Raw genomic sequence first — 24,553 nt, forward strand, 5'->3', positions numbered from 1 at the left:
CGCTGATATTGCCTTATGCAGCCGTTAGCTTCGGGGAGAATGAGAAGCGGGCAATGCTGAAAACAACGCAACGGAGTGACCCATGACGACCCTCGGATTGCTGATCGGCGGCCAGACCAAGGCTGCCTCTGGAGAAGGAACGTTCGAACGCCGCAACCCGTTCACGGGTGAGGTGGCGACCACGGCGGCAGCGGCTTCGGTGGCGGATGCCAAGGCGGCGGCGGATGCCGCGGGCCGCGCCTTCGCGACCTGGTCGCAAACGGGCCCCGGCGAGCGGCGCGGCAAGCTGCTCAAGGCGGCTGAGCTGATGGAGGCGCGCCAGGCCGAGTTCATCGAGCGCATGGTGGACGAGACCGGCGCCACGCCGGGCTGGGCCGGCTTCAACGTGATGGTGGCCGCCGGCATGCTGCGAGAGGCGGCGGCGCTGACCACCCAGATTCAGGGCGACGTGATCCCTTCCAACGTGCCCGACAACCTGGCCATGGGCATTCGCGTGCCCTGCGGCGTGGTGGTGGGTATCGCGCCGTGGAACGCACCGATCATTCTCGGCACCCGGGCCGTGGCCACACCGCTGGCGTGCGGCAACACGGTGATTCTCAAGGCCTCGGAGCAGTGCCCGGCGACCCATCACTTGATCGGTGAGGTGCTGGTGGAGGCCGGCCTCGGTGACGGCGTGGTCAACGTGGTCACCAATGCGCCCCACGAGGCCCCGCAGATCGTCGAGACGCTGATCGCCCATCCCGAGGTGACGCGCATCAACTTCACCGGCTCTACCGGGGTGGGGCGGATCATCGCCGAGAAGGCTGCACGCTATCTCAAGCCGGTGCTGCTGGAACTGGGCGGCAAGGCGCCGTTCCTGGTGCTGAAAGACGCCGATCTGGATGCCGCGGTGGATGCGGCGATCTTCGGTGCCTTCTTCAACCAGGGGCAGATCTGCATGTCCACCGAGCGGCTGATCGTCGATGCCTCGGTGGCCGATGCCTTCGTCGACAAGCTGGCCACCCGCGCCGCGGCGCTCAATGTCGGCGATCCGCGCGGCGAGGGCAACGCTCTGGGCACCCTGATCAACGCCGAGTCGGGGCAGAAGCTCAATGCGCTGCTCGACGATGCCGAGAGCCACGGTGCGCGCTTGGCCGCCGGCGGTCGGGCCGATGGGGTGATCATGCCGGCCACGGTGGTGGATGGCGTGACGCCGGCAATGCGTCTCTACAGCGAGGAGTCCTTCGGGCCGGTGGTGGCGGTGATCCGCGTCGATGGCGAGGAGGAAGCGATTCGCATCGCCAACGACAGCGAGTACGGCCTCTCGGCGGCGGTGTTCAGCCGCGATACGGCGCGGGCGATGAAGGTGGCCGGGAAGATCCGCTCGGGCATCTGCCATATCAATGCGCCGACGGTACACGACGAGCCGCAGATGCCTTTCGGCGGCACCAAGGCCAGCGGTTACGGGCGCTTCGGCGGCAAGGCGGGCATCGAGGAGTTCACCGAGCTGCGCTGGGTGACGGTGCAATTGGGGCCGCGGCACTATCCCATTTGAGCAGAGTTAGCCCCAGTCTCGACGTGGTGGGATAGGCGCCGGCTAGCAAGCTGGCGCCTATCTCTTGGTAGCAGCCGCAGCCTGTACGCCTTTATCGAGCTATTTCCAGTCTTCGTGGCTTGCTCGCTTTTCGCAAATGACGAAAGCTGCTGTCTTGATAAGGCTATTTTTCCAAAAGACTCCCTTGTCTAGTCTCCAGGGAAATGACAACGGGAGATAGCTTACATGGCGGGTTCACCGAGCACCGAGACGCGCATCGTGCGTCGTGACAATGCGCGTGCTACGCGACATCTCAAGGCCGATATCTGTGTTGTGGGCGCCGGTATCGCTGGCATGTCGGCTGCCCTGCAGGCGGCCAAGCTGGGACGCAGTGTGGTTCTGGTCGACAGCCAGCCGGCACTGGGCGGCCAGGCGGTCAATTCGATCATTGCCACCTTCTGTGGGCTTTTCTCGAACGGCACCCATGGCTACCAGTTCACGCACGGCATCGCCGATGACATTCTGAGTTACCTCGAGGGGCAGGAAGGGGCGATCTACTATCGCAATGGTCCCAATACCACGGTGGTGTATTACGACGAGGTGGCGCTGGGACGCTGGAGCGAGAACAGCGTCCTCGAGGCCGGCATCACGCCGCTGCTGGGGGCCATGCTGCTCGATGTCCATGTCGAGGATGGCCGGATCGTGCGTACCGACTTCATGACCCGCTACGGGGCGGTGAGCATCGAGGCGCAAGGCTTCGTCGATGCCAGCGGCGATGCGGCACTGACTTACCAGGCGGGTTTCGCCTGCCGTGAGCCGGCCAGACAGGGCGTTTTCGGTACCCAGATGGTGGTGCTCGAGCATATCGATGAGCGCCATCAGCCGACGAAGCAGGAGATCAGCCAGCGCATGAAGGAGAGGGGCGATGCCTATGGGCTGCTGCGTCGCGAGGGGCTTGGTTTCAACATACCCGGCAGCGGGATCGCGGCGATGAACATGACCCATGTCGAAACCCCGCTGGACCCGCTCGAGGCATCGGCCAAGGCCCTGGAGGGCAAGGAGCAGGCCGCCAGGGGGGTGGAGTTCCTGCGCCAGGAGTTTCCCGAGTGCTTCGGCAAGGCGCGCATCAGATCCTTCGGCCTGCCGGGTATCCGCCAGACCCGCTGGATCGTGGGGCGCCATCATCTCACCGTCGAAGAGCTGAAGAGCGGTTATCGGTTCGATGACGCTATCGGCCGCACCGCCTGGCCCATCGAGCTGCATGATCACAGCGATGGCCATCATTGGATCACCTTCGATGAGGAACATGTCCACTACATCCCCCTCGGCAGCCTGGTGCCGAAGGAGTGCCATAACCTGGTGGCCGCAGGACGCTGCATCGATGCCGACGCGGCCGCCCTGTCGAGTGTCAGGGTTATGGGGCCCTGCATTGCCATGGGCATGGCGGCGGCGCACGCCCTGGATCTGGCAGGGAGTGGCAGCGTCCACGCCATCGAGGCCAAGGCGATGCGCGAGCGGGTCAAGGAGAACGTCGAAAAACGACACTATCGATGGAGCGAGGCGGACCTGGCCAACAAGGTCGCGGCCTCCTGAAAAATGGCTCGCCATGTGGCGGGCCGGGCGCGAGGCGCCGACACAATAATAATTCACCGTTTCTTTCTATGGAGCGCACAGCAATGCAAAACAAACAGCTCAATGGGCTCAGGTGGGTAGCCGGCACCGTGCTCGGTGTCAGCCTCGCGGTTGCCACCATCGGTCAGCAGTCAATAGCCGATGAGGCCTATGAATGGCCTCGCTACTTCAATGTGATCACACCGGCGGTGGGTACGGGCAATCACTCCCTGGCAGTGGCCTGGACGACGGAACTCTCATCGCAGAAGCCCACGCGGGTGAGGGTGCTGCCGGCGCCCAACGGTTTTTCACGGGCCTCCTGGTTGAATACCGATGAAGGGCGCATCGTTCTGATGCAGGCTTCCGAGTATTACGACCAGATGGAAGCAGTGGATGGATTCGCGTCGCGCGATGGCGGGCCGGCCGACACACGCGCCATCGCCTTGGCCATGGTCACGCCATGGGGGTACATGGTACGCGGCGACTCGGACATCGAGAGCATCCACGACATAGGCCCCGGCACTCGAATTGCCTATGCCGGAAGTTCTGCCTTTCTGTTGGTGGGTATCGATGCGTTATTGGCTTATCTCGACCTCGACCATGATGAGGTGGAGCTGGTCGAGGTGGGCAGCTTCGGTGCCAACACCGCGGTGGTCACCGAGGGGCGTGCCGATGTGGCCATCACCGGGCCCATTGCCGGCCCTAGCTATGAGGCGGAGGCCAGCCCCCATGGGATCCGCTGGTTGGAGCTGCCTGAACCGACCGAGGATCCAGAGGCGTACGAGCGCTATCGCAACAAGCACCTGGGCTATGTTGCCATGCCGGTCACCTCGGGTGTCAGCAGCGCACATGGTTTGAACATGGATCATGCCTTCCAGATGTATCACGTGCGCGGCGACGAGGATCCGGACTTCGTCTATCACCTGGTCAAGTGGATGGATGAAGCCTACGACAGCTTCAAGGGGGACTTCACGCACGCCCACATGATGAAGCTGGATAACCTGGAGCTGTTCCTCGAGCACGGAGCCATGCAGCCTCTACATGAAGGTGCGATCCGTTATCTGGAGGAAAAGGGGCTTTGGAGCGAGGCCTTCCAGGAGCGTCAGGATGCCCTGGTAGAGCTTGCCCAGTCGAGAGTGGCCAGTTATCAGGAAGCCATGGCCCTGGCCGCCGACCAGGGAATCAACGTCAGTCCCGGTAATGAGCGCTGGGTGAATTTCTGGCAGCAGTATCGCGAAGAGAATGGCATCGCGCAGCCCTACGGCGAGTTGGTTCGCGCCCTGGACTGAGGAAACGAGCTGGCTGAGATTCAAGACCACCATTACCACAGGGCGGACTCATGAAACGTAAACTGCGCAGCAATTTCCCCCGCGGCTCTTATCTTTGGGCGGTGCGTAACGCTCACTGGCATGCCCTGGGCATTGCCGAGGAAGACTGCGAGAAACCCAAGATTGCCATCATCAACACCTCATCCGAACTGGCCGCCTGTTTCTCCCATCTCGACGGTGTTGCGGCCGAGCTCAAGCAGGCCATTCGGGAGGCCGGGGGCGTGCCCTTCGAGGTGCGCACCACGGCACCCAGCGACTTCATCACCGGAGCCGGCGCTCGCGGTGCCTATATCCTTGCGGCGCGGGATCTCGTCACCAATGACATCGAGGCCAGTGTCGAGGGCGCCATGCTCGATGGCATGATTTGTCTGACATCCTGCGACAAGACCGTGCCGGGCCAGCTGATGGCTGCCGCGCGTCTCAACATTCCCAGCCTGATGGTGGCCTGTGGTTATCAGCCCAGCGGCGAGTATCGGGGCCGGCATGTCGATATCGAGGATGTCTTCGTCGGCGCCATGCATGCGGTGACCGGAAACCTGGACCGAGAGGAGCTCATCGGCATGAGCCGCGAGGCGGTCAAGGGGCCGGGGGTCTGTTCCGGTATGGGAACGGCGAACTCGATGCATATCGTTTGCGAGGCGCTGGGTATGGCGCTGCCGGGCAGCACGCCGGTGGCGGCCAACAGTGCCCGCATGCGCGATACGGTGCGCCAGGCGGGCCGGCGCATCGTCGACATGATCTGGGAGGACCTCAAGCCCCGCGACATTCTCACGTCTGGCAGTTTTGCCAACGCTGCACGAGCGGTATTGGCGGTGGGCGGCTCGATCAATTCGGTCAAGCATCTTCAGGCAGTGGCCGTGGAAGCGCATTGCGACGTCGACGTGTATGCGCTCTTCGAGCGACTGGCCGACCAGGTGCCGGTGCTCAGTGCGGTGCGTCCGGTGGGGGCGCATACCATCGAGGCCTTCGAGGCGGCCGGCGGTTGCCAGGCGGTGCTCAAGCAGTTGGAACCGCTGTTGGATGCCGATGTGATTACGGTGACGGGGCGTTCTCTCGAGGCCGAGCTGGATGGCGTCACGGTGGCGGATGAGAGCGTGATCCGCCCGATGGCAAGCCCCGTTGCCTCGCGTCCGGCAATCGTCATGCTGCGCGGCAGCCTGGCCCTGGAGTCGGGGATCGTCAAAACCGGCATCGTGGAGCGCAAGGTACGCCGCTTCTGCGGTCCTGCGCGCTGCTTCTCCAGCTCGGACGATGCCTTGGAGGCCTTGAAGCTGGGCGAGATCCGCCCCGGTGATGTGCTGGTCATGCGCGGGGCTGGGGTGTGCGGTGGGCCCGGTATGGGGGGCGGTGCATCGCGGGTGGTCTTTGCCATCGACGGTGCCGGTCTGGGCGAGGAGGTGGCGATGCTCACCGATGGCCACCTTTCGGGGCTGGTCTGCAAGGGGTTGGTGGTGGCCGAGGTTTCTCCCGAGGGATCCGTGGCCGGCCCGCTGGCGCTGGTGGAGGATGGCGACCGTATCGTCATCGACCTCGATACGCGGCGCTGCGACCTGGAGGTGGATGCCGACGAGCTGGAGCGGCGCCTGCAGCGGTGGCGTCCTCGCCAACCGCAGTTCGATAGCGGCTGGTTGCAGCAGTACCGGCGTACTGTGCAACCGCTGACGATGGGGGCGGTGCTGGTGCGCAGCGGCGAAGACGCCGTGGACTGAAGCGTCCGTAGCGTCGGCGGCCGTATGCGTACCTTGGTGTCGCGTGCCGAGACCAGCGCAGGGCGTCAGGGCGGTGGCTGGCGAGTGATCTTGCTGAGCGGGATCTGCTCCCAGGGGGGGCTTGGTTGACTGGCACTCTTGAGCCAACTGATTACCGCCTCCACTGCCGCGTTGCCACGCCGATTGCGCGGCACCAGTGCCTTCACCCACAGATCGGGCACGGGATAACGGGAGAGTATTTCCGTCGCCAGGCCCTGCTGCAGGCTGGGCTCCGCAATGTGCCTGGCGACGATGGCGATGCCCAGGTGGTTTTCCACGGCATGCATGAGAACGTGGCTGTCGTTGACGCTGACCCGGGCCGTGACATCCACGCTCACCGGCCCCTTGTCGCCCTGGAACTGCCAGCGGTTGCCAGCGGCAAGAAAGGTCAGGCAGTCGTGGTGAATCAGGTCACTCGGATGCTTCGGCATACCCTTCTCCTGAAGATAGGTGGGCGATGCCACGATGATCCGCGGCAGCGGGCACAGCGGGATGTCCTCGACGTTGGCATAAGAGGTGGGCAGGGCGCCGATGGCGATATCGAAGCCCTCCTCTACCGGGTTCACCGAGCGATCGATCAGCAGCAGTTCGAGCCGGATCCCCGGATAGCTGCGCTGGAAGTCGGTGAGGATATGCCCGTAGTACTGAATGGCCATGGTCGTGGGGCACTTGATGCGCAGCTTCTCTTCGATGCGATGCCGTGAGCTGGTCACGTCCTGAAAGGCATCGTCGATCTCCCGAACGATGGTCATGAAACGCGGATAGTAGCGTTCGCCGACCTCGGTCAGATCGAGCTTGCGGGTGGTGCGCGTGAAGAGGCTGACCTTGAGCTGGTGCTCCAACTGGTCGATTCGCTTGGTGATCACCGAGGGCACAGTGTCCAGGGTACGAGCGGCGGCTGAAAAGCTGCCGGCACGCACTACCGTCAGAAAGGTGCGGATGTTGGTCAGGGTATCCAAGACGACCTCCAGGTAGGGCGGTACGGGTAGTTGTTTTTTCGCGTTTTGCGAAAGCTCTTATCTTAAAACGACTATTTCTCCAAAAGATAGGCTTGGCTAGTCTGCCTAAAACAATGAAAGCCAGGCGTCGCGATACGCCGGCATGAGGAGGCACGCACCATGCAGTTGACGGATTATGAGAAAGCCATGCTGGACGGCGCCAACGGTCCCGCCAAGGCGCGGGCCATGGACCTGCTGCTGCGCTATGGTCAGGCCGTGGGCGCGGAGCGTCTGGTCGAGACGCGCAATGTGGCGGGGGCCTTCAATGCTTCGACCCCTTCGATACAGGCCATCGTCGACAAGGGCTTCGACGCCGTCTATTCCGAACTCAATCTCGACAGTGACGAGGTCGTCGAGATACCGCGCGTCGCCGTGCCGACGACTCAGCTGATCACCGGTATCGACAACGACAATTGGCGCTTGCAGGGCGTCGATGAGTCACTGGTGAAGATGCAGCGGGCTTCGGAGAAATTCCTGGGCGAGCGGGGCATCAACATGTGCGCCACCTGTACGCCCTATCAGGTGGGCAACGTACCGCTGATGGGTGAACACTGCGCCTGGATGGAGTCGTCCGCCGTCATTTACTGCAATTCCGTGCTCGGCGCGCGGACCAATGTCGAGGGCAAGGAGAGCACCGGGGCTGCGGCCCTTACCGGGCGCATTCCCTACTGGGGCTATCACTTGCCGCAGAACCGCTTCGGTACCCATCGCGTGAACGTGTCAATCGATGTCGACGACATGATGGACTGGGGGCTGCTGGGCTACTACGTCGGTGAAGTCGTCCAGGAGCACAAGCCGGTATTGAGCGGTCGTCTGCACCATCCCAGCCTGATCAAGCTAAAGCACTTCGGCGCTGCGGCTGCCTCGTCGGGCGGTGTCGAGATGTATCACATCCCCGGTGTCACGCCGGAAGCGCGTACCTTGGAAGAAGCCTTCGGTCCCCATCGACCGCAGCATGAACTGCACTTCGGCGAGGCCGAGCGGCGCGAGGCTTGGGAGAAGCTGCAGAGCGCCACCGACCGCCGGGTGGACTTCATCATGCTTGGTTGCCCTCACAATGCCATTGAGCAGGTTGAGCTGGTGGCGCATCTGTTGCGCGGTCGCAAGATCCATCCCGATGTGGCGCTGTGGGTCCATACGCCCCGTGCCATCAAGGAGATCGCCCGGCGTGCCGGGTACCTGGAGACCATCGAGGCGGCGGGCGGCGTCATCATGAGCGATACCTGCCCGGCGATCTCTCGCCGTCTTCCCGAAGGGGTCAGGGTGATTGCCACGGACTCGGCTAAGCAGGCCCATTATCTGCCGGCCATCGCCAAGCTGCAGGGATGGTTCGGATCGGTGCGCCAGTGCGTCGATGCGGCACTGACCGGTGAGTGGCAGGGAGGGCTCTGAGATGACCGCGATAGAGATGCAGCAATTGGTTATACACGGGCGCCGGGTCGTCGGTGGCAAGGCGGAGGGCGAGGCCCTGGTGACCCGCGAGACCATCTCAGGCTGGGGCGGCATCAATGAGCGTGACGGCACCATCATCGAGCGACGTCATGAGCTCGTCGGCCAGTCGTTCGCCGGCAAGATCCTGGTCTTCCCCGGGGCGAAAGGCTCCTCTGGCTGGTCCGCTTTTTTCCATATGGCGCGGCTGAATGGCGTCTGTCCCAAGGCGATGATCTTCACGCGCATGACCACCAAGATGGCATTGGGTGCAGTGGTGACGCGTGTGCCGGCGATGACCGACTGCGACCTGGATCCTCTCGAGGTCATCGAGACGGGAGATTGGGTCAGCATCGATGCCGATGCCGGCACCATCACGGTTCGCAAAGGCGGTCAGCGGACCCGCCAGGCATAGCCGCGTATGGCGCAGGGCCAATTCAATAATAAAGAAAAAAGCCTCTCACACGGAGTCACAGACAATGACACAAGCAGCACGCCAGCCAGACCCCGCGGACATACCCGATGAGTTCGTCGACCGTACGTACCAGCGCTATCAGAGCATGCCGCTGCCGGTGCGCATCACCATGCTGGCGATGTCCTTGACGGGGGTCATGCTGGCCGTCGTCTATGTGTTTGGCGTCGTTCCCCTGCTCGACATCACCTACTACTTCCTATTGATGGCGATGTATCTGCCACTGGCTTATCTGTTACTCCCCGCGCACAAGCGCGAACGCCAGGTATCCTGGCTCAGCTATTTGCCTGCCCTGGCGGTATTCGGGCTGGCGCTGTTCCTGGCCAGCCAGGGGCGCGCGATCGTCTACCAGACCTGGGTGCCGGTCAGCGAGCCTTGGCAGCTATGGGTGGCGGCAGCACTGTTCGTGCTAATTCTTGAGGCTGCCCGGCGCTCGGGGGGCTTGATCTTCCTGACGATCGTGTTGGTACTGGGGCTCTACCCGATATTCGCAGACCTCATGCCCGGCATGCTGTGGGGGCCACCCTCGAGCCTGGCGCGGACCATCGCCTTCAACGTCTACTCGGGCGATGCCATGCTCGGCATCGTGACGCGGGTGGTGGCCGAGACCATCATCGGCTTTCTGATCCTGGCCGCCTTGCTGGTCTCCACCGGTGCGGCCGACTTCTTCCTCAAGCTGGCGATGGCTCTGATGGGGCGTGCCCGGGGTGGGCCGGCCAAGGTCAGCGTGCTGGCCAGCGGCTTTTTCGGCAGCCTGAGCGGCTCGATCTTCGGCAACGTGGTGAGTACCGGCTCGGTGACGATTCCCAGCATGAAACGTGCCGGCTTTCCCGGCTACTATGCCGGTGCCCTGGAGTCCTGCGCTTCCACCGGCGGGATGCTGATGCCGCCGGTCATGGGGGCATTGGCCTTCATCATGGCCGACTTCACCAACACCGAGTATGGCGTGATCGTCATCGCCGCCATCATTCCCAGCCTGCTCTATTTCTTCGGTCTCTATTGCCATGTGGACGGCTACGCGGCCAAGGCCGACCTCAAGGGGCTGCCTGAGGTAGAGCTGCCGAGCGTTCGCAAGACCCTGCTGGAGGGTTGGCCCTTCCTGGTGGTGCTGGTCTTCCTGGTATGGGGCCTGGTAGTGATGCGCTGGGAGCGGCTGACGCCTTTCTATGCCTCGGGACTGCTGATCCTGCTGACCTGCTTCAAGAAAGAGCTGATGATTCGCCCCAGCAAGATCCCCGAGATCCTGTTCCAGATCGGCAAGCTGCTGAGCCAGACCATGGGGCTGCTGCTTCCCACGAGTTTCATCCTGGGCGGGCTGATGGCCACTGGCGTGGCGCCGGCGATTGCCTCGGAGCTGGTGCGCATGGGCGGTGGCAGTATCGTACTGGTGCTGGCGATCGGTATCGGCGTGTGCCTGATCTTCGGCATGTTGGGGATGATCGTGGCCGCCTATCTGATGCTGGCGCTGACCCTGGCCCCGGCACTGGAACAGATGGCAGGGCTGAATATCCTGGCCATTCATCTGTTCATCGCCTACTACGCGACCCTGGCGGCGATTACGCCACCGGTGGCCTTGGCGGCGTTCCTGGCATCGCGAATCAGCGACTCGGATCCGCTGCAGACGAGCCTGCATGCAGCCCGGCTGGGCATCGTGCTCTATTTCATTCCCATCTTCTTCCTGTTCGAGCCAGCGCTGATCTTCCAGGGCCCGCTTTATCTCACGGCCATCTGGTTCGCGCTGAACGTGCTGGCCATCGTCCTGATCGCGGGAGGTTCGGAGGGGCGTCTGATGGGATTCGGTCAGGTGCGCAACTGGGCCAGGCCGGTTCTGTTCATCGGCGGGCTGTTGATCGGCTTTCCCGAGCTCGTCTCGACGCTGATCGGCATGACAGCGGTCACGCTGGTACTCGCCATGCGGCAGTTCTCACAGGTTCGTGGAGCGTCGTTGCCTTATACCGCCGGTAACGGGGCATCCAAATGAGCGTGTCGTGCTGTGCGCTAACCCTGGAGGCGGGAAAACCAAGGGCCTGGAGGTCATTACCATGAGACTCGACGTAACGCCGCTGCATCCTCACTTCGTGGGCGAAGTCACCGGGCTGGATCTTCGCCAGCCCCTCGACGAGACACAGGTCGCCGCCATCGAAGCGGCCATCGACCGGTATGCGGTGCTGATATTCCGGGATCAGCCGCTGACGCAAACCCAGCAACTGGCCTTGGCCAGGTCCTTCGGGCCTCTGGATATGGGGTTGAAGAAACTCAAGCAGAGTCAGGAGCGCCTCGAACACGCAGAGCTAGCCGATATCTCCAATGTGGCCGACAGCAGCGGGCGTCTGGCGCAGCGTACGGATCGCAAGATCGTCAGCAATATCGCCAACCAGCTGTGGCATAGCGACTCCTCCTTCCAGAAGCCGTCGGCACGCTACTCGTTGCTATCGGCCGTACGGGTGCCCGAACAGGGTGGAGAAACCGAGTTTGCCGACCTGCGAGCCGCTTACGATGCCTTGCCGGAAGCCGTCAGGCAGGAGATCGAAGGGCTCCAGGCGCAGCATTACGCCTTGCATTCACGCTTCATGCTTGGCGACACCGACTATACCGAGGCCCAGAAGCAAGCCATTCCCCCGGCGTACTGGCCGTTAGTGAGAACCCACCCGGGCTCCGGCCGCCAGGTGCTCTTCATCTCCGTTCATGCTTGCGCCATCGACGGCTGGACGTTACCGGAAGGGCGCATGCTGCTGATCGACCTGCTCGAGCATGCCACTCAGCCGGCGTTCGTCTATCGCCATTGCTGGCGCCCCGGCGACCTGGTGATCTGGGATAACCGCTGTACGTTGCACCGCGGACGGCGCTTCGACTTCAGCCAACCCAGAGAGTTACGCCGGGCCACGACCCTGGATGCATGAGCGTCAGGGGCACTGGTATGGCGACAGCGCCGCTTACTGGGGAGCAGCGGCCTCAGTTGCCCTTGCGGTGATCGATGATGCGGTCGAGAAGGTCGAGCAGCCATTCGCGCTCGCCCTCTTTCATGAACTTGTCGAAGCGGTCTTCGCCTGCAGAGACCTTGCGGTTGAGCCGCTCGGTGAACTCCTTGCCCTTCTCGGTCAGGTAGAGCGCGTAGGAGCGGCGGTCGTTCTTCGACTTGCGCCGCTCTACCACCTCCATGCTCTCCAGCTTGTCGATGGCCGCCACCATGGCGGAGCGGTCCACGTTCAGGGCCGTGGAAACCGCCGACTGGGTCAAGCCAGGGTTGTGGTAGATGATGGCGAGGATGCTGAACAGCCCCGGCGTGATGCCTTCCTGGGCGCAGGCTTCGAAGAAGACGTCGAAGTAGACGAGCTGCGCCCGGCGTAGCTTGTAGCCGAGGCGGGATTGCAGCATGGAGTAGTCGATTCCGTTCTGGTCGTCGTTGCTCATGGATATGTGGGTCCTGACCTAGGGTGAGCCACGCGGGCGGATCAGTGAATAGCCTATCGGATAGCGGCTGGCGGGGCCTGCTTGGGGTCAACTTTAGTCGTATCCAAGCCTGGCGGATGTCTCCCGGCGATCCGCATATCTTTTTGATATTCCTTGTCTTTTGCCGCCTTTTGTTGGCATTCCCAAATATAATGTTATGGTGGTTAAATGTTTGACTATCCAACAATTTAAAAAAATACTGGACCCATGTTACCAAGGCTCCCAGGCCGAGGGTAGCGAATGCCCCTTTCGACCCTGACAACGATCACAACAGCAGGAGCGCTCATGCTTCACCCCTTTCGCGATGTTCACCTGGGCACCGCCACGGCCCGACTGGTCTCGCGCGATGACGGCACCCAACTGCTCAGCATCGAGGAGCCTCTTGGCGACTATCCCGCTACGCTGCTCGAGTGTCTGGAGCGCTGGGCCAGCGAGGCGCCGGAGAGAACCTTCGTGGCGCGGCGCGATGCCAGCGGCGAATGGCAGCGCCTGAGCTATGCCGACACCCTGAGCCGCGTACGCTGCCTGGCTCAGGCGCTGCTGAATCACCAACTGAGCGTCGAGCGGCCGCTGGTCATTCTCAGCGGCAACTCCATCGAGCACATGCTGCTGGCCCTGGCGGCCATGTACGTGGGCGTGCCGTTTGCCCCCATCTCGCCGGCCTATTCGCTGGTCAGCCGCGACTACGCCAAGCTGCGCCATATCGTCGAACTGCTGACCCCCGGCCTGCTGCTGGTCGACAAGGCCAAGGATTTTGCGCCGGCACTGGCGGCGGTGCAGCCGGCCGACTGCGGCTGTGTGGCGGTGGACGCCACCGGCTTTCCCAATCTGGACGCTTTCGAGGCGCTGCTGGATACGCCGCCCACCGAGGCGGTGGATGCGGCCCGCGCGGCCGTTGCCCCCGATACCATCGTCAAGTTCCTGTTCACCTCGGGCTCCACCGGCATGCCCAAGGGCGTGATCAACACGCACCGCATGCTCTGCTCCAATCAGGAGATGCTGGCCTCGCTGATGCCGTTCCTGCGCGACCAGCCGCCGGTGCTGGTGGACTGGCTGCCGTGGAACCACACCTTCGGCGGCAACCACAACATCGGCATTGCGCTGTACAACGGCGGCAGCCTCTACATCGACGACGGCCGTCCGGTGCCGGGGGAGTTTGAGAAGACCATCGCCAACCTACGCGAGCTCGCCCCCACGGTGTACTTCAACGTGCCCAAGGGCTTCGAGATCCTGGTGGATTACCTGAAGCGCGAGGATGCCCTGCGCGAGACCTTCTTCTCGCGGCTCAATCTGATGTTCTTCGCCGCCGCGGGGCTCTCCCAGCACATCTGGGACGAGCTCGACCGGCTGGCCGTCCAGACCTTGGGCTGCAAGGTGGGCATGCTCACGGGGTTGGGCGCCACCGAGACCGCGCCCTCGGCCATGTTCGCTTCGCTGGAGGAGTCCAAGTCGGGCGTGGTGGGCCTGCCGGCCCGCGGCGTGACGATCAAGCTTGTGCCCAACAGCGGCAAGCTGGAGTGCCGGGTGAAGGGCCCCAGCGTGATGCCGGGCTACTGGCGTCAGTCGGAGCTCACTGCCAAGAGCTTCGACGAGGAGGGCTTCTACTGCCTGGGCGATGCGGTCAAGTTCATCGATCCGGACGACCCCCAGCGCGGTATGCGCTTCGACGGTCGCATCTCCGAGGACTTCAAGCTCGATACCGGCACCTGGGTCAGCGTCGGGCCGCTGCGGGCGCGCATCATCGAGGCCGGCGCCCCCCACGTGAAGGATGTGGTGATCGCCGGCATCGACAAGCCCTATATCTCAGTCATGGTGTTCCCGGATCTGGAGAAGTGTCGCGAGCTGGTGGGGCTGGGCCGCGAGGCCGATTCCGCCACGGTGCTGGCAAGCGAGCCGGTGCGCGAGCGCTTCCGGCAGATGCTGCGCGACCTGGATGCCCACAGCACCGGCAGCTCCACCCGGGTGCGGCGCCTGGTACTGCTCGACGAGCCGCCGCGGTTGGATGCCCACGAGGTCACCGACAAGGGCTCGATCAACCAGCGTGCGGTGCTCGATAACCGGGCCGCCATCGTCGAGGAGCTGTATCGCGAGCCACCGCCGCCGAGCGTCTTGCATCTCGGCTGAGCGTGATCGGGTTAGGTCGAGGTGCTCTGAGGCCGAAAGGCAGGTGACGATATGAATGACAACAATGACAAGACATCTGTTTCCGCGGTCGATACGCAGGTGCTGCAGCGCTTCAGCCGCGAGGTGCTGGGGCTGGCCGAGATACCCCGCTGCCCCTCATCCGGAAGCTGGCTGCACCAGGCCATTCGAGGCTTCGCCAACGTGGTGAGCTTCGATACGGCATGGTGGGGCCAGGTTTACGTGCCCTCGGGTGAGTCACCGGCGAAGAATCTGATGCACGGCAGCCTTGGCTTGTGCCCATCCTTCGCGGCGGAATGGAACCACATCTCCGCGCTAGACCGCTTCGCCAACGGCTCGATCTCCCAACTGGGCAAGGCCGTTAGAGAGTGTTACGGCGACAGGCCGGAGGATGCGAAAACGGCGGTGGGAGCGTTCTGCGAACGGCATGACATCTACCACAGCATGGCCGTGACGCTGGATTTCCCATCCAGCGGCATGCTGTTCTTCGTATCGATCAATCGCGGCAGGTCCCGCTTCGGCTTCGATGAGGTCGACGCGCTGCTGATGGAGGAGTTCGTTCGGCACCTGGCCCGCTGCTGGAAAGCGCATCTGGAGGCGGTGCGCTCCGATGGCCTGTCGAACGCCTGGGATGGCTACGCGCTCTCGAGCCGGCAGGGGGAGCTGCTCTATATCGGCAGGGAAGTGGGGGCGGCACTCAACGAGGGGTATGCCGATTGGCATGGCTCCCGCCTGCCTGGCTACCTCTCCGACATGCTCGCGCGGGCACCCTGCACCTTCTACCCGGGACGCAGCAGGGAGATCGTCGTGCAGCCCTGCGGCGAGCTGATCTCGCTGACGATGTGTTCCCGCCGCCACACCTCGGCGCTCGCCCCCCGGGAGCTCAGCGCCGCGCGGCTCTATTCCCAGGGCAGCTCCTACAAGGAGGTGGCCCGTGCCTTGGGCGTTACCCCCGCCACGGCCAGAACCTATCTGCGCAATGCCTACCTGCGGCTGGGCGTCAGCAATAAGGTGGAGCTGATCTCGGCGCTGCGTCACCCCGGCGATGAGTGAACGAGGGCGGCCACCCGGTTGGGTGGCCGTGCTGCGTTCGGGTTCGGGTTCAAGGCCAAGCTCAAGGCGTCAGCTGTGAAACCTTCTCTAAGAAAGCCAGGGTATCCTCTTCCCAGCCCTGGGCGTTTGGCGTGTGGCTCAGTTTGACGATCACCGTCTGGCTTTGCGGATCGATGTAGACGAACTGGTTGTTGATGCCGATGGCGGAGTAGGCTTCCCGGTCGGGGAAGGTCCACCACTGATACTGATAGCCGATGGTGGCCTCGTCGGCGATGCGCTCGTAGCCGGGATCGGACACGGTGGAGGCTGCCACCCAGTCGGCGGAGACCACCTGAGTGCCGTTGGCTTCGCCCTGCTCGAGCATCATGAGGCCGAAGCGGCCGAGGTCGCGCAGCGTGGCATTGAAGCCGGCACCGTAGAACTCATCCCCAACGGGCTCCGGCCCATCCATGATCCAGTAGGCGTCGAACTCCATGCCGGCGGGCTGCCACAGCTTCTCGGTCATGTACTCTGCCACCGTGGTGCCCACGGCGCTCGCCAGCACGCAGCCGAGCACGCTGGTATCCAGGGTCGAGTAGTTGAATTTCTCGCCGGGCTCGTACTTGCCCTCGGCGGATGAGGCGGCGTAGTCGCACCAGCGGTAGCGATAGCCGACCAGAGCGTTGTCGTGCACCTCGGTGAGCTGGGTGGTGCCACCGAACTCGTACACTTCTTCCCAGTCCACGCCGGAACGCATCCTCAGCACATCGAGAACGCTGACATCCTCGTAGCCGGTGCCTGCCAGGGCCGGCAGATAGTCCACCACCTTGTCGTCGAGGCTGGCGATGCTGCCATCCTCGACGGCCAGGCCGACCAGGGTGGCGAGGATCGATTTCGAGACCGAGAACACGGCGTGCGGGGTCGTTTCGTCGAGGCCGTTGCGGTAGCGCTCGTAGGCGATCTTGCCATCCTTGATGACCAGCAGGCCGTTGGTTCTCGTCCCTTCCAGAAACTCCTCGAGGGAGACGTCCTCGCCTTCCAGGGTGAAGGTCCCGTCGAGCTCCAGTGGTGCTTCTTCCAGTTGCCATGATGCGGATGGTGCCATCACGGCCCGGGTGGAGAACATCTTGTCGAGGGACTGGAAGGTCAGGTGGTTGAGCGCGGGGTGAAACATGTTGGCCCGGGATTCGATCAGCGTTGCCGTCGTCCAGGCGCTCTCGGGGGCTTCCGGCGCAGCCGCCAGAGCCGCAGTGGAAGATAGGGAGGCCAGTGCAGCGAGGGCGATGGCGTTGTTCTTGTAGGGGCTACGCATGGGGTCGTCCTTTCTTGGGGGAGAGGTGCGAGAGCCATGCTAGGAAAGGGGGGAGCAGAAAGGACCTCTGCAGATGCAGGGGGCTGTGGCATTCGACTTTAGCAAGGGAAGCTGTGTGAGAGGTTGGCGATACACGCCCTCGAAAGCTCTGCAACACTTTGTATCGATTGTGTTTTTATAGCCTCCCAAATTGTTCGTTATGCGGACGATATGTTGATATAAACATTGTGTTTGACAACAATTTGTTTGTTGGAAAGTATTGTTGTGCAGCGTTTGAGCGCGCTGCTCGCCAACAAGACACACAATGGGAACACACAATGACAACGCTCCAACGACTGACCTTGACGCCTCTCGCTTTCGCCCTGGCCACTGCGGTATCCGGCCAGGCCCTGGCCGACACCCAACACAGCGGCCCCACCTTCTCCGGTAACGTGACCGGCGGCGTACTCGACGTAAGCGATCGCGACCTCGACCTCTGGGCCTTCCGGGCCGAAGCCGGTGTGGGTGGGGTTTACACCGTCAATCCCAGCCTGCGTATCCGCTACGACCTGGTGGCCGACTTCGCCAATGCCATCAACTCCGTAGACGAGCAGACCTGGACGCCGGGCGCTTACCGCCAAGACGACGGCGAGATCTACCTCCGCACCGCTCGCGTGCTGTTGATGACCGACTACGGCACGATCGGCCTGCAGCCGCGGGTGCCTTCCGGCTCCTGGGGGCAGATCTACAACAACATCGATGTCTTCGAGTACAACCGCTTCCATGCCCAGACCGGGCAGAACGCCATCTTCGGCCAGGGTGAACAGGGCTTCAACGTGCTCTCCTACGGCTCGCCGCGCTTCGGCGGCTTCCAGGTCATCGGTGCCGTGCTCACCACCAATGCTCAGAACGATCAGGATTTCGACGTTGTGTCGGGGCGCCTGGTCTACAACGAAGGGCCGCTCAACTTCGGCATCGGTCATACCGAGGTGCGCCGCCCGGGCATCGACAACCTGCACCGTACCGCCTTCGGCATCGGCTACGACTTCGGCATGGTGCAGTTGGGCGGGGTCTACGAGCGCAACGACGACCGCGAGAACAGCAACAGTGCCTCCGACTTCGACGCCTGGGGCGTGAACGTCTCAGCCAATCTGAGCGATGCCTGGTCGGTCTCCCTCGGCTACGCCGAGAACAACCGCAACTTCGATCTCGACAACGATGCCTGGGTGGGTATCGTGCGCCACCACTTCAACGACAAGGTGTACGGCTTCCTTGAGGCCGCTCGTTACGACCGCACCGACAACAACGTGGCGGCGGGTCTCAGCGTCAGCTTCTGATGCCAAGGTGCTCTGTGTCCGACTAGCTTGCTTTCGGCCCGCGAGAACGCGACTCGCCGGGCCTTTTATCGATTCCCGTCTAGAGAGGTCGTGGGTCAAGCGAACTTAGACCAAAGTCGGGTATCGAGAGGGGTTGATGAGTGGACTATAATCAGCTCAAAGATAGATGATAAGAACCATTGTTTAACATACAAACAAATATAACCTGTCTGGAGACACCCATGACGAATCACACGCTGCTCAAGACCGTTGCCATTGCCGTCACCGTCGGGAGTCTGGCGCTCGCCAGCCATGCCCAGGCCCGTGAGCTGCGCATGGCGCCGGGGGTGCCGCCCGCCCATCCCGCCTACAACCCGATGTTCACCCAGTTTGCCGAGCGCCTGGAGGAGAAGACCAACGGCGAGTTGAGGGGCAACCTGCTGGGCACCGAGGTGGCCAACATCGGCAACATGCGCAATGCCATCCGCAGCGGCCTGGTGGAGGCGGGGCTGTTCCTGCCGGCCTATTTCCCGGCCGACCTCCCCGAGATCAACCTGGTCGGCGACATGGCCTTCCTCGGCACCACGCCCCATGCCATGGCGGCGGCGGTGATGGAATATATCGTTACCTGTGCGGAATGTCAGGAAGAGCTCAAGGCGCTGGGCATCGTCTACACCAGCTCGCATGCCTCTGACCTCTATCGCATCCTGAGCACCAAGCCGGTGCGCTCCCTCTCCGACCTGCGCGGCCTGCGCATGCGCGTCGGCGGCCCGCAGTACTCCCGCTGGGCCGAGTCGGTCGGCCTGACACCGGCCACCATGTCGGTGGGTGAAACCTATGAGTCGCTCTCCCAGGGCGTGATCGAAGGCACCATTGCCTCCATCGCCGACATCATTTCCTTCCGCCTCGACGACGTGCTCAATTACGTGACCGACGTCGAGCTGGGCACCTTCCACAGCACCATCTCCCACGCCATCGGCCAGCAGGCCTGGGACAGCCTGACGGAGGAACAGCGGGAGGCGATGATTCACGCTTCCGTCGAGGCGAGCGCCGCCATCACCCAGCGCTGGGGTTACGAGATGGCCGAAGAGGCGCGCGACATTGCCAAGGAGAGCGGCATCGAGATTCTCGAGCCCGAACAGGATCTTCTCGATGCCATTCCGGCCTTCATCGAAGAGGATCTGGTCTACGCCGCGGAGCAGGCCGAGCGTCGCTATGGCGTTGAGGATGCCGAGGGCAAGATCGAGCGCTTCCAGGCGCTGGTCGACAAGTGGACCGAGATCGTCGAGGAGATCGGCGACGACCACGAGGCCATCGCCGAGGCGATGAAGCGTGAAATCTGGAGTGACGTCGACTTCGCCACCTACGGCAGCTGAGTAGGTTGTGTACCTCACGAATGGCCGGCCTTCGGGCCGGCATTCGTGCAGTGTTTTCCTTGATGTAGGAGACGCCCCATGGCTCTGATTTATCGCCTGACCAACCTCGCCGCTGTCGGCTTGGCGCTGCTTGGCACTTTGGGGATTCTGCTGATGGTGGTGCACATCACGCTCGATGTGGTGCTGCGCTCGACGCTGTCGATCTCCATTCCCGCCACGCTGGAACTGGTGACCCGCTACTACCTGATCACCCTGGCATTGCTGCCGCTGGGCTGGGTCGAGTGGCGCCGCAACATGATCAGCGTCGAAGCGCTGGAAGGCCTGATGGGCCCCAGGCTGATCCGCATTTCCGACGTTCTGGTATCGCTGCTCTCGGCGGCCATCTACGCCACGCTGGCCGTGGCTACCTGGGGCAAGGCCATGGAGCAGTACCAGATCGGCGCCTACGTCATGTCCCTCAACGTGCCGATGCCCGTTTGGCCGACCTATTTCGTACTGCCCGTGGCCTTTGCACTGGCTGCCCTGGTCTGTGTGGTCAGGCTGCCGCTGCTGGCGACGGGAACGACGTACGATTCTCCCGCGCAAGAGGAAAGGTAATTCATGTCCGTTGCGACCGGTTTCTATGGCTTGATCATTCTCCTTGTCCTGCTGGCACTTCGCGTACCGGTTGCGCTTGCTCTGGTGTCGGTCTCATTGGGCGGCATGACGATGATGTTCGGCTGGAACACCGCCATCGGCATGCTCTCGTCGACGCCCTATGAGTTCATCGCCAAGTGGACGCTCAGTGCGGTACCCATGTTCCTGCTGATGGGCTTCGTCTGCTACCACGCCGGTCTGACCAACGGCCTGTTCAATGCCGCCAAGGTGGTGTTCCGCTGGCTGCCGGGCGGCGTGGCCATTTCGAGCATCTTTGCCAGCTCCGGCTTTGCGGCGGTGAGCGGCTCCAGCGTCGCCTGCTCGGCGGCCATGGGGCGCATCGCGATACCCGAGATGGTGAAGGGCGGCTACAAGCCCAGCTTCGCCTGCGGCACCATTGCGGCGGGCGGCACCATCGGGGCGCTGATTCCTCCCAGCATCCTGATGATCGTCTACGGGGTGTTCGCCCAGGTCTCGATCACTCAGGTGTTCCTGGGCGGCATCACCATCGGCCTGCTGACCGCGGTGAGTTACTGCATCGTGATCCTGGTGGTGAGCTGGCTACGCCCCGATATCGTGCCCCGGGAGGCGGTTGGCGCCCGCGAGGTGTCTCCGCGTCAGGCACTGCTCGATATCTGGCCGGTACTGGCGCTGGGCATACTGGTGTTCGGCGGGCTCTTCTCCGGCTTCTTCACCGCCACCGAGGCCGGCGCCGTCGGTGCCGCCGGGGCGATATTGATCGGTCTGCTGCTGCGTCGGCTGGATGGCAGGGCCATGAAGGCGGCGTTGCTCGAGACGCTCTCCACCACCTCGGCGCTGCTGATCATCGGCGTCGGTGCCAGCATGTTCACCATGTTCCTGAGCCTGAGCGGCGTGGCCGGCTACATCACCGGCGCCGTCAGCGGCTGGGATCCGTCCTATCTCGAACTGATGCTGGTGGTGGTGCTGATCTACCTGTTCCTCGGGCTGTTCATGGAGCCCTTCGGCGCCATGCTGGTGACCCTGCCCGTGCTACTGCCGATCTTCGAGTTGTACGACGTCAGCCTGATCTGGTTCGGCGTGCTGCTGGTCAAGCTGCTGGAGATCGGCATGATCACGCCGCCGGTGGGCATGAACATCTTCGTCATCAAGGGAGTGGCCGGGCAGTACGCCTCGCTGATGGACATCTTCCGCGGCGTGTCGACCTTCCTGGTGGCCGACATCCTGGTGGTGGCCCTGGTGATCTTCTATCCCCAGATCGTGCTGGTACTGACCGGCTGAGCGAGCATCCCGGTCGCCGAGGCCGGGGCGCTCAAGTCACCGTCATACGTTTTCAGATTATATGTTTGCTTAATAAACAATATATTAACCAATTATATAGATGGCTTCGCAAGAGGGCGTAAGAGTGGACAAGATCATCGACAGCGCTGCCGCGGCGAACCTGATCCAGGACGGCGATACGGTCATCTGGACCACCGCCGGCCTGTGCGGTTTCGCCGAGGCCGTGGCCACGGCCCTGGAGCAGCGCTTCCTGGAGACCGGGGCGCCCCGCGATCTTACCGTGGCGCACAGCTGCGGCTGCGGCGACGGCAAGAGCCGCGGCATGAACCACCTCGGCCACGCCGGCCTGGTCAAGCGCTTGATCAGCGGCCATACCGGTCAGGCTCCGCGCATGGGCGAGCTGATTCGCGAGAACCGCGTCGAGGGCTACCTGCTGCCCCAGGGCGTGCTGGCGCACCTGTGGCGGCATATCGCCGGTAAGAAGCCCGGCGTGCTCAGCAAGGTGGGGCTCGGGACCTTCGTCGACCCGCGCCTGGAGGGCGGCAAGGCCAATAGCGCCGCCGAGGAAGACCTGGTCAAGCTGGTCGAGCTGGAAGGCGAGGAGTGGCTGCTGTATCGCACCTTCCCGGTGGACGTGGCGGTAATCCGTGCCACCACCGCCGACGAGCGCGGCAACCTGAGCATGGAGCGCGAGGCGCTGTTCCTCGAGCAGCTCTCGATGGCCCAGGCGGCCAGGAACAGCGGCGGCATCGTCATCGCCCAGGTGGAGTACCTGGCCACCCAGGGCAGCCTGCATCCCAAGCAGGTCAAGGTGCCTGGCGACCTGGTCGACTACGTGGTGGTGGCCGAGCCCGAGCACCACATGCAGACCATCACCACCACCTACAACCCGGCCCTGGCCGGCGATCTCAGGGTGCCGCTGGGCGGCATCAAGCCGCTGCCGCTGGACCCGCGCAAGGTGATCGCCCGCCGCGCCGCCATGGAGCTGGTGCCGGGCGGGGTGGTCAACCTCGGCATCGGCATGCCGGAAGGGGTCTCCAGCGTGGCGGCCGAAGAGGGCGTCAGCGATCTGATGACGCTGACCACCGAACTCGGCACCTACGGCGGCGTGCCGGCCAGCGGCGGCGATTTCGCCACCGCCTACAACGCCGAGGCGATCATCGACCACGGCTACCAGTTCGACTTCTACGATGGCGGCGGCCTGGCCGTGTGCTTCCTGGGGCTGGCCCAGACCGACCACGAGGGCAACCTCAACGTCAGTAAGTTCGGCGACAAGGTGGTGGGGCCGGGCGGCTTCATCAACATCAGCCAGAACGCCCGCAAGGTGGTGTTCTGCGGCACCTTCACCAACGGCGGTAAGGTGGCGGTCGAGGGCGGCAGCCTGCGGATTCTCGAGGAGGGGCCGCGGCGCAAGTTCGTCCAGCGGGTCGACCAGATCACCTTCAGCGGTCGCTACGCCCACGAGACCGGCAAGCCGGTGTTGTTCGTCACCGAGCGCTGCGTGTTCGAGCTGCTCGACGGCGAGATCACCCTGACCGAAATCGCCCCCGGGCTGGACGTCGAGCGCGACATCCTGGCGGCCATGGACTTCGTACCGCGCATTGCCAGCGAGCTACGCGAGATGCCGGCGGAACTCTTCCAGCCCCAGTGGGGCGGCCTGCGTGCGCACCTGACCCGCGACTGAACGGTATTTGGAGACCTGACATGTTCAAGAACGCCTACATCCCCTACGGCGGCTACTACACCACCCCCTTCTGCAAGTGGATGGGCAGCCTGGCCAACGTCAACTCCATCGAGCTGGGCGCGGCCACCAGCAAGCGCTGGTTCGCCGCCCGCGACATCGATCCCACGCTCATCGACTACCTCTATCTGGGGGTGTCGGTGGGGCAGAAGTCGATCTTCTACGGCGCCCCCTGGGCCGCGGCCATGATGGGCGCCGGCCAGGCCCCGGGGCAGAACATCACCCAGGCCTGTGCGACCGCAACTACTGCGGTATTCAATGCCGCCCTGGCGGTGGACTCCGGTAGCTTCGACACCACCTACTGCCTGCTGGCCGACCGGCCCTCCAACGGCCCGCACACCATCTGGCCCAACCCCAACGGGCCGGGCGGCGAGGTGATCGCCGAGAACTGGAACATGGACAACATCGCCGCCGATCCAGCCACCGGCAAGGACATGCTGACCACCGCCGAGAACGTGGCGCGGGAGCACGGCTTCAGCCGTGAGCAGGCCGATGAGCTGACCCTGCGGCGCTACGAGCAGTACGCCGAGGCCCTGGCCAACGAGCGCGCCTTCCAGAAGCGTTACATGTTCCCGGTGGAGGTGGCGGTCTCACGCAAGGAGACCAAGCTCGTCGAGGCCGACGAAGGGGTCACCGCGACCTCCGCCGAGGGACTCGCCAAGCTGCGCTGCGTGCAGCCGGACGGTATCCATACCTACGGGGCCCAGACCCACCCGGCCGATGCCAATGCCGGTATTCTCGTCACCACCCGCGAGCGGGCCGTCGAGCTCAGCCGTGACCCGCAGATGGCGGTGCAGGTGGTGGCCTACGGCCATGCCCGCACCAAGCCGGCGCACATGCCGATGGCGCCGGCCGAGTCGGTCAAGCGCGCGCTCGCCCGGGCCGATCTCCGGCTGGATCAGATCAAGACGATCAAGAACCACACGCCCTTCATCGCCAACGACCTGCACCTTTCGAAGGCGCTGGGGCTCGACGCCCACAGCTTCAACAATTACGGCACCTCGCTGGTCTACGGCCACCCCCAGGCGCCGACCTTGGCGCGGCTGCTGATCGAAGCCATCGAGGAGACCGCACTCAAGGGCGGCGGCTACGCCCTGGTGACCGGCTGCGCCGCCGGCGACTCCGCCGCGGCGCTGATCGTCAAGGTGGGGTGACGGCCGACACCAGTGTGTCGATACCGCCGTAGAGGGCGCTCGAGTCCACCACGCGAG

General features: G+C 63.6%; 19 protein-coding genes. 16 read left to right on the forward strand and 3 right to left on the reverse strand.

Annotated elements, in window-relative coordinates; translation table 11 throughout:
- Window positions 1-82 precede the first annotated feature (82 nt).
- From B8115_RS09340 to B8115_RS09355, 4 genes are all read left to right on the forward strand, one after another.
- Window positions 83-1,534 (forward strand): aldehyde dehydrogenase, encoded by a 1,452-nt coding sequence (locus B8115_RS09340; protein ID WP_010627522.1) that lies wholly within the window; start codon window positions 83-85, stop codon window positions 1,532-1,534.
- A gap of 225 nt (window positions 1,535-1,759) precedes the next feature.
- Complete coding sequence (locus tag B8115_RS09345) at window positions 1,760-3,106, forward strand: FAD-dependent oxidoreductase (RefSeq protein ID WP_010627523.1); 1,347 nt, start codon at window positions 1,760-1,762, stop codon at window positions 3,104-3,106.
- Window positions 3,107-3,189: 83 nt separating this feature from the next.
- Complete coding sequence (locus tag B8115_RS09350) at window positions 3,190-4,413, forward strand: TAXI family TRAP transporter solute-binding subunit (RefSeq protein WP_010627524.1); 1,224 nt, start codon at window positions 3,190-3,192, stop codon at window positions 4,411-4,413.
- 50 nt (window positions 4,414-4,463) lie between these two features.
- Window positions 4,464-6,161, forward strand: coding sequence for a dihydroxy-acid dehydratase (locus B8115_RS09355; RefSeq protein ID WP_010627525.1), 1,698 nt, complete (start codon window positions 4,464-4,466; stop codon window positions 6,159-6,161).
- 65 nt (window positions 6,162-6,226) lie between these two features.
- Here B8115_RS09355 and B8115_RS09360 read toward each other — a convergent pair whose 3' ends face one another.
- On the reverse strand, window positions 6,227-7,159 hold the full coding sequence (locus B8115_RS09360) for a LysR family transcriptional regulator (protein WP_010627526.1): 933 nt from the start codon (window positions 7,157-7,159) through the stop codon (window positions 6,227-6,229).
- Window positions 7,160-7,318: 159 nt separating this feature from the next.
- On the opposite strand from B8115_RS09360, the gene B8115_RS09365 reads away from it, so the two are divergent.
- The 4 genes from B8115_RS09365 to B8115_RS09380 all read left to right on the forward strand — a co-directional run bounded on the left by B8115_RS09365 (window position 7,319) and on the right by B8115_RS09380 (window position 11,998).
- A complete protein-coding gene (locus tag B8115_RS09365) occupies window positions 7,319-8,590 on the forward strand; it encodes an aconitase X catalytic domain-containing protein (protein WP_010627527.1) in 1,272 nt (423 codons plus the stop codon).
- Window position 8,591: 1 nt separating this feature from the next.
- A complete protein-coding gene (locus tag B8115_RS09370) occupies window positions 8,592-9,041 on the forward strand; it encodes an aconitase X swivel domain-containing protein (RefSeq protein ID WP_010627528.1) in 450 nt (149 codons plus the stop codon).
- Between the two features lie 64 nt (window positions 9,042-9,105).
- Window positions 9,106-11,079 (forward strand): TRAP transporter fused permease subunit, encoded by a 1,974-nt coding sequence (locus B8115_RS09375; RefSeq protein WP_010627529.1) that lies wholly within the window; start codon window positions 9,106-9,108, stop codon window positions 11,077-11,079.
- 61 nt (window positions 11,080-11,140) lie between these two features.
- Window positions 11,141-11,998, forward strand: a complete 858-nt coding sequence (locus B8115_RS09380) for a TauD/TfdA family dioxygenase (protein WP_010627530.1) — start codon at window positions 11,141-11,143, stop codon at window positions 11,996-11,998.
- Window positions 11,999-12,050: 52 nt separating this feature from the next.
- Here B8115_RS09380 and B8115_RS09385 read toward each other — a convergent pair whose 3' ends face one another.
- Complete coding sequence (locus B8115_RS09385) at window positions 12,051-12,509, reverse strand: MarR family winged helix-turn-helix transcriptional regulator (protein WP_010627531.1); 459 nt, start codon at window positions 12,507-12,509, stop codon at window positions 12,051-12,053.
- A 279-nt stretch (window positions 12,510-12,788) separates the two neighbouring features.
- Between B8115_RS09385 and B8115_RS09390 the strand changes: the two genes are divergently transcribed.
- Together B8115_RS09390 and B8115_RS09395 are read left to right on the forward strand one after the other, a co-directional pair.
- Window positions 12,789-14,672, forward strand: a complete 1,884-nt coding sequence (locus B8115_RS09390) for a feruloyl-CoA synthase (protein ID WP_274517416.1) — start codon at window positions 12,789-12,791, stop codon at window positions 14,670-14,672.
- A gap of 51 nt (window positions 14,673-14,723) precedes the next feature.
- Window positions 14,724-15,743: a helix-turn-helix transcriptional regulator gene (locus tag B8115_RS09395; protein WP_010627533.1), complete on the forward strand. Its 1,020-nt coding sequence runs from the start codon at window positions 14,724-14,726 to the stop codon at window positions 15,741-15,743.
- A 61-nt stretch (window positions 15,744-15,804) separates the two neighbouring features.
- Here B8115_RS09395 and B8115_RS09400 read toward each other — a convergent pair whose 3' ends face one another.
- On the reverse strand, window positions 15,805-17,034 hold the full coding sequence (locus B8115_RS09400) for a serine hydrolase (RefSeq protein WP_010627534.1): 1,230 nt from the start codon (window positions 17,032-17,034) through the stop codon (window positions 15,805-15,807).
- Window positions 17,035-17,351: 317 nt separating this feature from the next.
- Here B8115_RS09400 and B8115_RS09405 point away from each other — a divergent pair, with 317 nt between their 5' ends.
- From B8115_RS09405 to B8115_RS09430, 6 genes are all read left to right on the forward strand, one after another.
- Entirely contained in the window at window positions 17,352-18,350 is a 999-nt protein-coding gene (locus tag B8115_RS09405) for a porin (protein ID WP_010627535.1), read from the forward strand.
- A gap of 221 nt (window positions 18,351-18,571) precedes the next feature.
- Window positions 18,572-19,705: a TRAP transporter substrate-binding protein DctP gene (gene dctP, locus B8115_RS09410; RefSeq protein WP_010627536.1), complete on the forward strand. Its 1,134-nt coding sequence runs from the start codon at window positions 18,572-18,574 to the stop codon at window positions 19,703-19,705.
- Window positions 19,706-19,783: 78 nt separating this feature from the next.
- Complete coding sequence (locus tag B8115_RS09415) at window positions 19,784-20,302, forward strand: TRAP transporter small permease (RefSeq protein WP_010627537.1); 519 nt, start codon at window positions 19,784-19,786, stop codon at window positions 20,300-20,302.
- 3 nt (window positions 20,303-20,305) lie between these two features.
- The gene (locus B8115_RS09420) at window positions 20,306-21,601 is read left to right on the forward strand and encodes a TRAP transporter large permease (protein ID WP_010627538.1); all 1,296 of its coding nucleotides are present in this window, start codon (window positions 20,306-20,308) and stop codon (window positions 21,599-21,601) included.
- Window positions 21,602-21,725: 124 nt separating this feature from the next.
- Entirely contained in the window at window positions 21,726-23,285 is a 1,560-nt protein-coding gene (locus B8115_RS09425; protein WP_010627539.1) for an acyl CoA:acetate/3-ketoacid CoA transferase, read from the forward strand.
- 20 nt (window positions 23,286-23,305) lie between these two features.
- Window positions 23,306-24,496 carry a thiolase family protein gene (locus tag B8115_RS09430; protein ID WP_010627540.1) on the forward strand — a complete coding sequence of 397 codons (1,191 nt, stop codon included), beginning with the start codon at window positions 23,306-23,308 and terminating at the stop codon, window positions 24,494-24,496.
- Window positions 24,497-24,553 lie beyond the last annotated feature (57 nt).

Origin of the sequence: Halomonas sp. KM-1, assembly GCF_000246875.1 — a bacterium.
Taxonomy (GTDB): Bacteria; Pseudomonadota; Gammaproteobacteria; order Pseudomonadales; family Halomonadaceae; genus Halomonas; species Halomonas aerodenitrificans.

Excerpts from the sequence above, each read along its gene's own strand:
- B8115_RS09340 (WP_010627522.1), top strand. The coding sequence starts at position 83 with ATGACGACCCTCGGATTGCTGATCGGCGGCCAGACCAAGGCTGCCTCT.
- B8115_RS09345 (WP_010627523.1), top strand. The coding sequence starts at position 1,760 with ATGGCGGGTTCACCGAGCACCGAGACGCGCATCGTGCGTCGTGACAAT.
- B8115_RS09350 (WP_010627524.1), top strand. The coding sequence starts at position 3,190 with ATGCAAAACAAACAGCTCAATGGGCTCAGGTGGGTAGCCGGCACCGTG.
- B8115_RS09355 (WP_010627525.1), top strand. The coding sequence starts at position 4,464 with ATGAAACGTAAACTGCGCAGCAATTTCCCCCGCGGCTCTTATCTTTGG.
- B8115_RS09365 (WP_010627527.1), top strand. The coding sequence starts at position 7,319 with ATGCAGTTGACGGATTATGAGAAAGCCATGCTGGACGGCGCCAACGGT.
- B8115_RS09370 (WP_010627528.1), top strand. The coding sequence starts at position 8,592 with ATGACCGCGATAGAGATGCAGCAATTGGTTATACACGGGCGCCGGGTC.
- B8115_RS09375 (WP_010627529.1), top strand. The coding sequence starts at position 9,106 with ATGACACAAGCAGCACGCCAGCCAGACCCCGCGGACATACCCGATGAG.
- B8115_RS09380 (WP_010627530.1), top strand. The coding sequence starts at position 11,141 with ATGAGACTCGACGTAACGCCGCTGCATCCTCACTTCGTGGGCGAAGTC.
- B8115_RS09385 (WP_010627531.1), bottom strand. The coding sequence starts at position 12,509 with ATGAGCAACGACGACCAGAACGGAATCGACTACTCCATGCTGCAATCC.
- B8115_RS09390 (WP_274517416.1), top strand. The coding sequence starts at position 12,789 with ATGCCCCTTTCGACCCTGACAACGATCACAACAGCAGGAGCGCTCATG.
- B8115_RS09395 (WP_010627533.1), top strand. The coding sequence starts at position 14,724 with ATGAATGACAACAATGACAAGACATCTGTTTCCGCGGTCGATACGCAG.
- B8115_RS09400 (WP_010627534.1), bottom strand. The coding sequence starts at position 17,034 with ATGCGTAGCCCCTACAAGAACAACGCCATCGCCCTCGCTGCACTGGCC.
- B8115_RS09405 (WP_010627535.1), top strand. The coding sequence starts at position 17,352 with ATGACAACGCTCCAACGACTGACCTTGACGCCTCTCGCTTTCGCCCTG.
- dctP (WP_010627536.1), top strand. The coding sequence starts at position 18,572 with ATGACGAATCACACGCTGCTCAAGACCGTTGCCATTGCCGTCACCGTC.
- B8115_RS09415 (WP_010627537.1), top strand. The coding sequence starts at position 19,784 with ATGGCTCTGATTTATCGCCTGACCAACCTCGCCGCTGTCGGCTTGGCG.
- B8115_RS09420 (WP_010627538.1), top strand. The coding sequence starts at position 20,306 with ATGTCCGTTGCGACCGGTTTCTATGGCTTGATCATTCTCCTTGTCCTG.
- B8115_RS09430 (WP_010627540.1), top strand. The coding sequence starts at position 23,306 with ATGTTCAAGAACGCCTACATCCCCTACGGCGGCTACTACACCACCCCC.